Source organism: Nocardia neocaledoniensis, assembly GCF_003182135.1.
Lineage (GTDB): Bacteria > Actinomycetota > Actinomycetes > Mycobacteriales > Mycobacteriaceae > Nocardia > Nocardia neocaledoniensis.
Window position 1 is genome coordinate 328,199 of record NZ_QGTL01000004.1, and the last position, 11,552, is coordinate 339,750.

14 protein-coding genes are annotated in these 11,552 nt (G+C 68.0%); 7 read left to right on the top strand and 7 right to left on the bottom strand.

All coding sequences use genetic code 11. The features are described from left to right. Positions 1-271: 271 nt before the first annotated feature. Positions 272-556 (bottom strand): hypothetical protein, encoded by a 285-nt coding sequence (locus DFR69_RS13490; protein ID WP_110037860.1) that lies wholly within the window; start codon positions 554-556, stop codon positions 272-274. 109 nt (positions 557-665) lie between these two features. Between DFR69_RS13490 and DFR69_RS13495 the strand changes: the two genes are divergently transcribed. From DFR69_RS13495 to DFR69_RS13505, 3 genes are all read left to right on the top strand, one after another. Next, on the top strand, positions 666-1,847 hold the full coding sequence (locus DFR69_RS13495) for an AAA family ATPase (protein WP_110037861.1): 1,182 nt from the start codon (positions 666-668) through the stop codon (positions 1,845-1,847). Between the two features lie 237 nt (positions 1,848-2,084). Further along, positions 2,085-3,017 (top strand): alpha/beta fold hydrolase, encoded by a 933-nt coding sequence (locus tag DFR69_RS13500; protein ID WP_110037862.1) that lies wholly within the window; start codon positions 2,085-2,087, stop codon positions 3,015-3,017. A 193-nt stretch (positions 3,018-3,210) separates the two neighbouring features. Next, positions 3,211-3,501 carry a hypothetical protein gene (locus tag DFR69_RS13505; protein WP_110037863.1) on the top strand — a complete coding sequence of 97 codons (291 nt, stop codon included), beginning with the start codon at positions 3,211-3,213 and terminating at the stop codon, positions 3,499-3,501. Positions 3,502-3,558: 57 nt separating this feature from the next. Here DFR69_RS13505 and DFR69_RS13510 read toward each other — a convergent pair whose 3' ends face one another. Next, positions 3,559-4,740, bottom strand: coding sequence for a thiolase family protein (locus DFR69_RS13510; protein ID WP_110038271.1), 1,182 nt, complete (start codon positions 4,738-4,740; stop codon positions 3,559-3,561). Between the two features lie 209 nt (positions 4,741-4,949). On the opposite strand from DFR69_RS13510, the gene DFR69_RS13515 reads away from it, so the two are divergent. The 3 genes from DFR69_RS13515 to DFR69_RS13525 are packed head-to-tail and all read left to right on the top strand — an operon-like array spanning position 4,950 to position 8,494. Beyond that, on the top strand, positions 4,950-5,780 hold the full coding sequence (locus DFR69_RS13515) for a hypothetical protein (protein ID WP_110037864.1): 831 nt from the start codon (positions 4,950-4,952) through the stop codon (positions 5,778-5,780). A gap of 30 nt (positions 5,781-5,810) precedes the next feature. After that, positions 5,811-7,745, top strand: a complete 1,935-nt coding sequence (locus DFR69_RS13520; RefSeq protein ID WP_110037865.1) for a fumarate reductase/succinate dehydrogenase flavoprotein subunit — start codon at positions 5,811-5,813, stop codon at positions 7,743-7,745. 2 nt (positions 7,746-7,747) lie between these two features. Next, entirely contained in the window at positions 7,748-8,494 is a 747-nt protein-coding gene (locus tag DFR69_RS13525; protein ID WP_110037866.1) for a succinate dehydrogenase/fumarate reductase iron-sulfur subunit, read from the top strand. Positions 8,495-8,536: 42 nt separating this feature from the next. On the opposite strand, the gene DFR69_RS13530 is transcribed toward DFR69_RS13525, so the two are convergent. The 4 genes from DFR69_RS13530 to DFR69_RS13545 form a co-directional block, all read right to left on the bottom strand. Further along, positions 8,537-8,674: a hypothetical protein gene (locus tag DFR69_RS13530; protein ID WP_232995859.1), complete on the bottom strand. Its 138-nt coding sequence runs from the start codon at positions 8,672-8,674 to the stop codon at positions 8,537-8,539. Between the two features lie 99 nt (positions 8,675-8,773). Next, positions 8,774-8,989 (bottom strand): DUF397 domain-containing protein, encoded by a 216-nt coding sequence (locus DFR69_RS13535; RefSeq protein ID WP_110037868.1) that lies wholly within the window; start codon positions 8,987-8,989, stop codon positions 8,774-8,776. Continuing rightward, entirely contained in the window at positions 8,986-9,204 is a 219-nt protein-coding gene (locus DFR69_RS13540; RefSeq protein WP_110037869.1) for a DUF397 domain-containing protein, read from the bottom strand. Before DFR69_RS13540 ends, DFR69_RS13535 begins: the two co-directional genes overlap by 4 nt. Beyond that, a complete protein-coding gene (locus tag DFR69_RS13545) occupies positions 9,201-10,115 on the bottom strand; it encodes a helix-turn-helix domain-containing protein (protein ID WP_244198235.1) in 915 nt (304 codons plus the stop codon). Before DFR69_RS13545 ends, DFR69_RS13540 begins: the two co-directional genes overlap by 4 nt. Positions 10,116-10,365: 250 nt before the next feature. On the opposite strand from DFR69_RS13545, the gene DFR69_RS33985 reads away from it, so the two are divergent. After that, a complete protein-coding gene (locus DFR69_RS33985; RefSeq protein ID WP_167456259.1) occupies positions 10,366-10,503 on the top strand; it encodes a hypothetical protein in 138 nt (45 codons plus the stop codon). On the opposite strand, the gene DFR69_RS13550 is transcribed toward DFR69_RS33985, so the two are convergent. Then, complete coding sequence (locus DFR69_RS13550; protein WP_373867026.1) at positions 10,500-11,486, bottom strand: DNA-3-methyladenine glycosylase family protein; 987 nt, start codon at positions 11,484-11,486, stop codon at positions 10,500-10,502. The two genes, DFR69_RS33985 and DFR69_RS13550, sit on opposite strands and share 4 nt — an antisense overlap. Between the last annotated feature and the right edge of the window lie 66 nt (positions 11,487-11,552).

An 11,552-nucleotide genomic window follows, 5' to 3' on the forward strand; every position in this document is an offset into this window, starting at 1 on the left:
CCCACCGAGACGAGTCTCCGATCTTGCTACTCCACCACCGGTGTCGGGATCGCTTGGCGACTACGACGATTCGGCGGTGACTCAATGGCGCCGCTCCTCTGACGAAGCGACAGACTCCACTAAGTCACGAGAAGATTACGGCCTGTGATGCATGGTGTCCAGCCAACCGCGCAAGTCTTTTTCCCGCGTCGGCGAAAGCCCTGAACACGGGCGCGCGCCCGGCGTGTCGGCGCGCGTAACGACTACATCTCCCGAGCCGCCCCGTGCGTTATCAATGGCGGTTGTTGCGCGGCTGGGCGGCCTGCTCCAGCTCGGCGATGCGGGTGCGCGCGTCGGCCAGGTCGACCTCGAGCCTGCCGAGCGCCATGACCAGCGGCCCGAGCGCGACGGCGGCGATCGCCTCCGGATCGTCGTAGCCGGAGGCGATGAGAGCCAGCACGTCCCGGCGGATCGTGTCGGCCAGATACGCGTTCTCCGGCAGCGCCCAGCCCGCCACGATCTGCGCGAAGGAGGGAGGCGTCGCGTCGTGACCGCCGTTGCGGGATTCGTCGAACATGCCGCTCCGTTCTCGTTCCATTCGCTCGTCTGGGATTCGCTAGCAGTATCTAGGACACAGCGCAGACTTACCGAGATTCTGCCGTGCGAACGCGCTACGGTTGTCCGGCATGGACCCCGTGCGCAATCCATACGCTCCCGGCGCCGGCCAACGTCCGCCCGAACTGGCCGGGCGCGACAAGCAACTCGCCGCCTTCGACATCGTGCTGGAACGGATCGCGCGCGGCCGCCCGGAACGCAGCGTGATGCTCACCGGTCTGCGCGGCGTCGGAAAGACCGTGCTGCTCAACCAGCTTCGCTCGGCCGCCATCTCGCGCGGCTGGGGCACCGGCAAGATCGAGGCGCGGCCCGACCAGGATCTGCGCCGCCCGATGTCCTCGGCGCTGCACATGGCGGTGCGCGCGATCGCGATGGCGCACCGCAACCCCGAGCGCGTCGACGACTTCCTCGGCATCCTCAAGGCCTTCGCCCTGCGCGCCACCGCGGACAAGGGCATGCGCGAACGCTGGCAGCCCGGCATCGATGTGCCCGCGGTGACCGGCCGCGCGGATTCCGGTGACATCGAGATCGACCTGATCGAGCTGTTCAAGGAGGCCGCGGCGCTGGCCGCCGACATCGGCGTCGGCATCGGCGTCTTCATCGACGAGATGCAGGATCTCGGCCCCGCCGACGTGTCCGCGATCTGCGGCGCCTGCCACGAGCTGAGCCAGGACGGCGCGCCGCTGATCGTCGTCGGCGCCGGGTTGCCGCATCTGCCCGCTGTGCTCTCGGCCTCCAAGAGCTACTCGGAGCGACTGTTCAGTTATCACCGCATCGATCGGCTGGACCGGGAGTCGGCCGATCTCGCGCTGATCGTCCCTGCCGAACGCGAGGAGGTGAAGTTCACCGAGGACGCGCTCGACTCGCTGTACCAGAAGGCCGACGGCTACCCGTATTTCGTGCAGGCGTACGGCAAGGCGGCCTGGGACCAGGCGCCCGACAGCCCGATCAGCGCCGAGGACGTCGAGGTGGCCTCGCCCACCGCCGAGGAGGAACTCGCGGTGGGCTTCTTCGGGTCCAGGTACGAGCGCGCCACCCCCGCCGAGCGCGAGTACATGCGGGCGATGGCCGACCTGTCCGGCGACGACGGTCCGGTGGCCACCGCGGCGGTCGCCGCCGAGCTGGGCCGCAAGCCCGCCTCGGTCTCACCGGCCAGGGACGGGCTGATCAAGAAGGGGCTGATCTACTCGGCCGAGCGCGGCACGATCGGGTTCACGGTCCCCCATTTCGGTCGCTATCTCCGGAGCGTATAGCTCTCTGCAATGTTCTAGTGTCCGCCCTAGACAGAGGAAGAAAGAGCTGACGACCGCCTTCCTCATGATGATCTACAGCTCTCTATCCTTTCCACTAGAGAACCGAATACTTTCCTGCATAACGGTCGAGCCGCCTCCGGATTCGGTTGCGCATCAGCTGCGTAACGCGAGGATTGACGGGCTAACGCCTCGGAAATCTGTCCCGAAACACGGGTACACGATCAGCAGGGAGGCGGGATGTCGAACCATGAGGGCCGCCGCGCCACCGTGACCGCCGACGACGGCACACCCATCGCCGTCCGCGTGCACGGCGCCGACACCGCCGCGCTGACCGTCGTCTTCGTGCACGGCCACTGCCTGCACACCGAATCCTGGTCGATCCTGCGCGAGCACCTGCTGCCGCACTGGGGCGCCGAGGTGCGGATGGTCTTCTACGACCACCGCGGCCACGGTGAATCCGGCCACGCCGACCACGCGACCTACACCATCGACCAGCTCGCCGGCGACCTCGACGCTGTCCTGCGCGCCGTCGCACCGACCGGACCGGTCGTGCTGGTCGGGCATTCCATGGGCGCGATGGTGCTGCTCGCCTACGCCCGGCTGTTCCCGGCCGCGATCGGCGAGCGCGTCGCGGGGATCGGGCTGATCGCGGGCGCGGCGGGCGGCATCACCGAGGTGGGACTCGGCCGACTGCTGAACCGGCACACCGTCGCGTCGCTGCAGCGGGCTGTGGTGCGCGCACCTCGAGTGATGCAGGCGTCGAAGAGCTTCTCGCGCTGGGTCTTCGGGCCGCTGCTGCGCGAGGCGAGCGCGGGCACCGGCCGGGTGAACCGGCGCGTCGCCGCGGTCGCGACCGCCATCCTCAGCGAGACCCCGCTGCTCACGATGGCGGGCTTCCTCAGCTCGCTGCTCACCTTCGACGAAGCGCGCACGCTGCCGCGCCTCGGCACGCTGCCGGCCCTGGTGCTGGCCGGTTCCGCCGATCTGATGGTGCCGTTCACGCATTCCGTCGTCCTGGCCTCGCAACTGGCGAGCGCCGAACTGGTGCGGATCGAAGGGGCCGGGCACAGCGTCATTCTCGAGCGGGCCGAGGAGGTCGCGACCTCGATCGCGGCCCTCGTCGAGCGAGCGAGGGCGGGCGCGCGCACGCAGTACGCGGTCGCGGGCTGAGGCCCGATGGTTACCGGACGGCAACCGCGGAATCCTGGCCAACTTCGGGCACAAACCGAAAAGCTCGGTTATTGTGGTGGAGATCACGTTGTGTGGTGAGTCACACGACTCGGTGCAGTGCGGCCCGGGGTTTCACGGGCGTGCCAGGTGATCCGATGAGTCGGTCCGCCCGCCGTATACACAGGAGGTAACGATGACACGCAGCGACATCGCGGAACTGCGCTACGCGGTCGGTCAACTCCGGCAATCGATCGGCGCACTGCGCACCAACTACGGCGACGCGGCCACCGTGCGCAGGTTGGAGAACGACCTCGAGCGACTGGTCATCGACGCCGAGGAGTTCGAGCAGGCGCCACCGCCGGAGCTCGCCACGCCACGGCGGTCCGAACCGATCTACGTCCCCGACAGCAAGTCCGACGAGGCGGCCTGGATGGGCGCGCAGGACGAGGGCCTCGGCTTCCACTCGCGGCCGCGGACCAAATAGCAGACCTGTTCACCGGCGCGGCGGTCCTGCCACCCAGGGCCGTCGCGCCGACCCCTGTCAGGCGCGATGCCTGCCGGGCCGTTTGGCACGAACCCCGTGGAAGCGCGCGCCGCGCGGGGTTTCGCTCGGCTCCGCGAATTCGGCGGACTCGAACAGTGCCGCGATGCCGTGGTCGTGGCCGAGCGCGATGGCCTCCAAGCCGTAGCGGCCGCCGGTGCGGCCCAGTTCGTGCAGCATCGTCGTCATGATCCGCAGGCCGGTCGCGCCGATCGGATGCCCGAGGGCGATGTCGGAACCGTTCACATTCAGCCGGTCGTGCGGGTCCAGGTCCCACTCCGTAGCCAGCGCCAGCACCTCGACCGCGTAGCCCTCGTTGATCTCGAGCAGGTCGATCTCGTCCAGCGCGCACCCGGTGCGGCCGAGCAGTTTCGCCACCGCAGGCGCGGCGCCGAGGGTGGGGCCGTCGCTGTCGCAGCCCGCCGCGGCCCAGCCCGCGAGGAACGCCATCGGCGTGAGACCCAATTCGATCAACCGGTCCTCGGCGACCACCAGGCAGGCCGACGCGCCGAGCCGGTGCGCGCTCATGTTGCCGACGGTGACCACACCGTCGGCGAGCAGCGGCCGCAGGGCGGCAAGCGTGTGGGTCGACAGGTCTTCGCGCACGCCCTCGTCGCGACGGATCTGATGTTCGAACGAACCGGCGGCGACCGCGACCGGCACCACCTCGGCCCCGAACGCGCCCTGTCGCCACGCCCGCGACGCCTTGCGGTGGCTCGCGGCGGCGAACTCGTCGGCGGCGGTGCGGTCGATGCCGTAGTACCTGGCCAGCCACTCGGCGTTGTGCAGTCCCGCGACGCCGCCCGGCGGTGCCGCGGTGGTCGCCGCGCATTCGACGCCCCCGGCGACGACCACGTCGGCCGCGCCGGTCTGCACCATCATCGCCGCGGTGATCACGGCCTGTAGCCCACTGCCACTGTGCCGATCGGTGAGGAAGCCCGGCACCGACAACGGCAGTCCGGCGCCACGGGCGGCCAACGCACCGAGCGCGGGAACCCCCGCGAGCCCGCCGTCGACGCACGCCATCGCGACATCCTCGACCCGTAGCGGGTCGATGCCGGACCGCTCGAGCACCGCCGACACCACGGTCGTGGCCAGCCACTCCGCGGGCATCCCGGACAGTGCCCCGCCCTCGATCCCGCTCGGCGTGCGAACGGGCGCCACGATCGCCGCTCTTCTCATGGTCACAGGGCACCACACGTTTGTTGCACCGGCGTGACCGCCCGTCACGGCCGTGACGGCTGTGACCGAGATCACCGCCATGCGTCGCGAGCGGTTGCGCGGGACCCGACTCGAGCGGCGCGAACACAGGCGTATGGTGCTCCACATCACAATCCATCGCGGTGGGGAATGATCAACCGCCGCCACCTGACGATCAGCGAGGCATCCACGTGAGTGCCGCACCGACAACCACCCCGTCGACCGGGACGGGCGTCTTCAGCAAGACGCGCGCCCGCATCGCCGCGCGCACGCTGCGCACCGACCGCTGGTGGCTCCCACCCCTGCTCACCGCGCTCGGACTCGGCGCCTTCGTCGCCTACGCGACGGTCAGATCGTTTGTGCGCACGGCCTATTGGGTGCCGCAGTACCACTATCTGACGCCGTTCTACTCCCCCTGCCTCAGCGATTCGTGCGTGCCGGGATCGAGTCATTTCGGCACTCCGTTCGGCGAGCTGCCGATGTGGATCCCGCTCGGGTTCGTGGTATTGCCGTTCCTGCTGGGCTTCCGCCTCACCTGCTACTACTACCGCAAGGCCTACTACCGGTCGGTGTGGTTCTCCCCGCCCGCCTGCGCGGTCGCCGAGCCGCACGCGCGCTACACCGGGGAATCACGGCTGCCGCTGATCATCCAGAACTCGCATCGGTACTTCTTCTATGTGGCGGTGGTGGTCTCGCTGATCAACACCTGGGACGCGATCACCGCGTTCCACGGCGAGAGCGGCGGTTTCGGCTTCGGGCTCGGCAACATCGTGCTGCTGGTCAACGTCATCCTGCTGTGGGCGTACACGTTGTCGTGCCATTCGTGCAGGCACATCGCGGGCGGCAGGCTCAAGCACTTCTCCGCGCATCCGGTGCGGTACTGGTTCTGGACCCAGGTCTCCAAGCTCAACACCCGCCACATGGCGCTGGCCTGGACCACCCTCGGCACCCTCGTGCTCACCGACTTCTACGTGATGTTGGTTGCCAGCCAGACCATTTCGGACCTGCGGTTCATCGACTGAATCGCGTCTACTCGAGGAGCTTGTTCACCCATGTCAGAGCTGGAACAGCACGACTACGACGTCGTGGTGATCGGGGCGGGCGGCGCGGGCCTGCGCGCCGTGATCGAGGCACGCGAGCAAGGGCTTTCGGTCGCGGTGGTGTGTAAGTCCTTGTTCGGCAAGGCGCACACCGTGATGGCCGAGGGCGGCTGCGCGGCGTCGATGGGCAATGCCAACGAGAAGGACAACTGGCAGACCCATTTCAAGGACACCATGCGTGGTGGCAAGTTCCTCAACAACTGGCGGATGGCCGAACTGCACGCCCGCGAGGCCCCCGATCGGGTGTGGGAGCTGGAAACCTATGGCGCGCTGTTCGATCGCACGCCCGACGGGCGGATCAGCCAGCGCAACTTCGGCGGCCACACCTACCCGCGCCTCGCGCACGTCGGCGACCGCACGGGCCTCGAGCTCATCCGCACCATGCAGCAGAAGATCGTGTCGCTGCAGCAGGAGGACTTCGCCGCCACCGGTGACTACGAGACCAGGATCAAGGTCTTCGCCGAGTGCACCATCACCGAGCTGCTCACCGAGAACGGCCGCATCGCGGGCGCTTTCGGGTATTGGCGCGAGTCGGGCGGGCTCGTGTTGTTCAAGACGCCCGCGGTAGTGCTGGCCACCGGCGGCATCGGCAAGTCCTACAAGGTGACGTCGAACTCCTGGGAGTACACCGGCGACGGCCACGCGCTCGCCCTGCGATCGGGCGCGACCCTGATCAACATGGAATTCCTGCAGTTCCATCCCACCGGCATGGTCTGGCCGCCCAGCGTGAAGGGCATTCTGGTCACCGAGGGCGTGCGCGGCGACGGCGGCGTGCTGAAGAACTCCGACGGCAAGCGGTTCATGTTCGACTACATCCCGCCGGTCTTCAAGGGCCAGTACGCCGAGACCGAGGCCGAGGCCGATCAGTGGTTGCGCGACAACGATTCCGCGCGCCGCACGCCCGATCTGCTCCCCCGCGACGAGGTCGCCAGGGCCATCAACGAGGAGGTGAAGGCGGGGCGCGGTACCGAACACGGCGGCGTGTACCTCGACATCGCCTCCAGGATGCCCGCCGAGGAGATCGTGCGCAGGCTGCCGTCGATGCATCACCAGTTCAAGGAGCTGGCCGATGTCGACATCACCGCCGAGCCGATGGAGGTCGGGCCGACCTGCCACTACGTGATGGGCGGCATCGAGGTCGACCCCGACACCGGCGCGGCCGTGGTGCCCGGATTGTTCGCCGCCGGTGAATGTTCCGGCGGCATGCACGGCTCCAACCGGCTCGGCGGCAACTCGCTGTCGGACCTGCTGGTGTTCGGCAGGCGGGCCGGGCTCGGCGCGTCGGCCTATGTCCAGCAGCTCACCGAGCGCCCGGCCCCCGCCCCCGCCGACATCGAGGCGGCGACGAAAACCGCGCTGGCGCCGTTCGATCCGCCCGCGTCCGGAGCCGGCGAGAACCCTTACACCCTGCACAGCGAGCTGCAGCAGACGATGAACGACCTGGTCGGCATCATCCGCAAGGAACACGAGGTGCGCGAGGCGATCGAGAAGCTGGCGCAGCTGCGCGCCAGGTACGCCGACGTGACCGTGGACGGCTCGCGGCAGTTCAACCCGGGCTGGCATCTCGCCCTCGACCTGGCGAACATGCTGCTGGTGAGCGAGTGCGTGGCCGAGGCCGCGCTGCTGCGCACCGAGAGCCGCGGCGGGCACACCCGCGACGACCATCCCGGCATGAACCCCGACTGGCGCAACAAGCTGCTGGTCTGCGCGCTCGATCCGGCGACCGCGGATCGGCGGGTGCCCGGCATCACCGTCACCCCGGCCGATCAGACGCCGATGCGCGAGGACCTGCTCGCCCTGTTCGAACTGAGCGAACTCGAGAAGTACTACACCGAACGGGAATTGGCCGATCATCCGGCCGCCGGCTCGGTCGAAGGAGAGGCGTAGCGATGGGATACGACGCCCGGTTCCGGGTCTGGCGCGGCGACATCGACGGCGGTGGTCTCGAGGACTTCACGGTGCTGGTGAACGAGGGCGAAGTGGTGCTCGACATCATCCACCGCCTGCAGGCCACCCAGGCGCCCGATCTCGCGGTGCGCTGGAATTGCAAAGCGGGCAAATGTGGTTCGTGCTCGGCCGAGGTGAACGGCAGACCGCGGCTGCTGTGCATGACGCGGATGTCGACCTTCACGGCCGACGAGGTGATCACGGTGACGCCGATGCGCACCTTCCCGATCATCAAGGATCTCGTCACCGACGTCTCGTTCAACTACGAGAAGGCCAGGGAGATCCCGTCTTTCACCCCACCGGCCGGGCTCGAACCGGGCGCGTACCGGATGAAGCAGGTCGATGTGGAACGCTCCCAGGAGTTCCGCAAGTGCATCGAGTGCTTCCTGTGTCAGAACACCTGCCACGTGGTCCGCGATCACGAGGACAACAAGCAGGCCTTCGCCGGGCCGCGCTACCTGATGCGCGTCGCCGAGCTGGAGATGCACCCGCTCGACACCGCGGATCGGCGCGAAATGGCCCAGGAGGAAGCGGGCCTGAGTTACTGCAATATCACCAAATGCTGCACCGAGGTCTGCCCGGAACACATCAAGATCACCGACAACGCGCTCATTCCGTTGAAGGAACGGGTCGTCGACCGTAAATACGATCCCATTGTGTGGCTCGGTAACAAACTGTTCCGGCGGTGAGACGGAAACGCTGCGGGGCGCGAGGCCCCGCAGCGACCGCCACTACAACACAGCTACAGTCCCTACCGCGACTAATCCGACCAGTAATCCGATGAACAGCGCGCCGAGAAACGAGCCGGTGAGCACGTAGATACCCGTCGCGGACACCGCGAAAAGCAGTATCACGATCAGGCGCTCCACACCGTCCTCAGGCGCCAGCCTCCGGTACCGGGGTGGCATCTTCTTCAACCCTCGGTCCATGTACCTGGGCTACCCGGTGGGACCTTGATCCAAACGTGATCAAGGGCGATCGAACTCGCCGTCGTGCACGCCCGCGGTGAAGGCCGACCATTCACTCGGGGTGAAGATCAACACCGGTCCATCGGGATTCTTGCCGTCGCGCAGGGCCACATAGCCGTCGTCGAGCATGGCCACTTCGACGCTGCTGCCCTCCCCCGCGGTACCGGCGCGCACCCAGGTGGCGCCGGTGGTGTCGATGGCGCGCTTGCTGTTCACCGGGAGCCCAGCGCGCAGGCGAACGCGCCGCTGTCGATACCGGCGGTGAACGCGTCCCAACTCGGGCCGTCGAAGACCAGCGCTGGTCCGGCCGGGTTCTTGCTGTCGCGCACCCCGACGCGCCCGCCGTAGAGGAACGCGACTTCGACGCAGTCCTTGTCGGCACCGCTGCGGGTGCTCTTGAACCAGTGCGCGTCGACGAGATCGAAACTCATGCCACATACTCCTTCGCGACCCGCCGCAGCAGGTCTCTGCTCGGTTGAATATCCAGCGCATGACGCTGGAGGCACTCGTGAGCCCGGTCGTACCTGCTGACATCAGCGCGTCGTTCCAGGTAGAGGTCGCCGGTGAAGCCTTCGGCGTACACCACCGGCGGTTCGACCGGTTGCCCTTTGCTGTCGGCGCCGAACTCGAGAACCGTGAAAGGTCCGGTGGAGACTCCGAGTGGAACACCGGCGGCAAACGGCAGGATACGCAGTGTCACATTGCTTCGGGTACTCGTGTCGGCAAGGTGTCGCAACTGCGCAGCCATCACCTTCGCATTACCGACGAGCCGATGCAATACCGATTCGTGCAGAACGACATCGATTTCGGCGGGCGATTGCTTGCGGGTGATCAGCGCCTGACGTTGCAGCCGCAGCGCGACCCGACGATCGATTTCGTCGTCCGAATCCCGGGGATACGCCAGCTGATTCAATGCGCGCGTGTATTCGGCGGTTTGCAGCAGACCGAGGACCAGTTCGGACTGATAGGGCCGGAGTCGCTGCGCCGAGACCTCCAATCCCAGGTATATGTCGAAGTTTTCGGGAATCAGATCGCCGTACGCGTGCCACCAGCTCTTGACCGCCGCTTGCTGGGCGAGGCCGGTGAGGCCCTCCGACATCGCCTCCGGGATGCCGTAGATCCGGCACAGTTCCTGGATGTCGATGGTGCGGATGCGGTCGGCCTGACCCTTCTCCAGGCGCTGGAGGGTGCTGGCTCCCCACTCCATGAGCTTGGCCGCTTCGGCGATGGTCATCCCGGCCTGGGTACGCCAATCCCGTAGGTAGCGGCCCAGTTGACGACGCGGCAGGGTCGAGGAGACCCCCGTCTGTCCGCCGGCTCCGATCGATGCGTTCGCTGCCACAGCCCCACTCCTCCCGTATTCGCGACCCGCCGGCGTCCTCAGCCCCGGTCCGGCGGTCGGTTTCGTCCACTCTGGGGAATCCTGCACTCCCCGTTGGATGTTGTGCTGGGAATTCGGCGCCAAACCTCGGAATCGGCGTGTACTCCCCGTTAGCCGCGTGGTTGCGTGCTCTTCTTGACGTATGCAATTGAGCGATGTGAACATGCATATTGCCGCTGCACTACTCGGTTGCGGTACCGATCCGGGACCCATGGACGCCGAACAGGCCCACGCCGCAATGCAATTGCACCTCGACTGCACGGTGGACGAGTGCCGGGTGCGCAGGCGGGCCCGCACCACCCTCGTCGACGCCGGTCACTGCGTCCTCGAGCAAAGGGCTCTGCGTTAGCGGTGGCGGTGGTCGGTGATCGGGGTGCGCGGGCCGAACTTCGGCTTGTGCGCCTGGCCGCTGAGCGCCAGCAGCCGCACGGCCCGATAGCGGTGCGGGCGTAGCGGTTCCAGGTACTCGACCATCGCGTCGTCGTCGATCGGATGGCCGAGCAGGCTCCAGCCCACCGTCGCGGCGAGGTGATAGTCGCCCACCGAGAGCGCGTCGGCGTCGCCGAAGGCGCGCTGCGCGGTCTCGGCAACCGTCCAGACACCGATGCCGGGCAGGCTGCGCAACCGGCGCGCGGCCTCCTCCGGTGCGACCGACGCGGTGCGCTCGATCGCGTCGGCCACCCGCGCGGCGCGCACGATCGTCTGCGCGCGCTGCGGCCCGACATTGGCCCGGTGGTACTTCCAGGACGGGATGCGGCGCCAGGTCTCGGCGTCCGGTGCGACCATCAGCCCGGCCGGGGCGGGCCCCGGCGCCCTCGTCCCGAACTCGCGGACCAGCGTGCGGTACGCGGCGAACGAGGACTTGGTGTGCACCTTCTGCTCGAGGATGGCGGGTACCAGCGATTCGAACACCAGCCCGGTCCGCAGCATCCGCAGCCCCGGCACCACGCGATGGGCTTCGACCAGCTTGGGATGCTCGGGCGTGAAGTCGTCGAGGTTTTCCTCGAGGCACAGCATCCGGTCGAGGCCGTCGAGGAATTCCGCGGCGCCGGGGCCCCACGCGTCGGCACGGGCGCCGTCGCGGCCGTCCTGGACGAGCCGGTAGGTGACCACGCCGCTGGGCATCCGCGAGCCGCGCCAGTGGGCGCCGTCGCGGTCGATGTGGTGGCACGGGTCGCCGCCCCCGCGCCGCAGCGGAATGATCGTCAGCCCGACATCGAACGGCCTGCTCGAACGAACCGTCCTGGACAGCCCGGCCGTGGCCGGGTGGGCATCCAGGGTCTGTTCGCGCACCCGCTCATTCTGCGCCACCGCCGGGCCGCCGATGCGCATTCGTAATATTCGCCACGTCGGCGGCGATATCGGTGGTGTCGGCAAACCGTCGGCATCCGGGCTCGA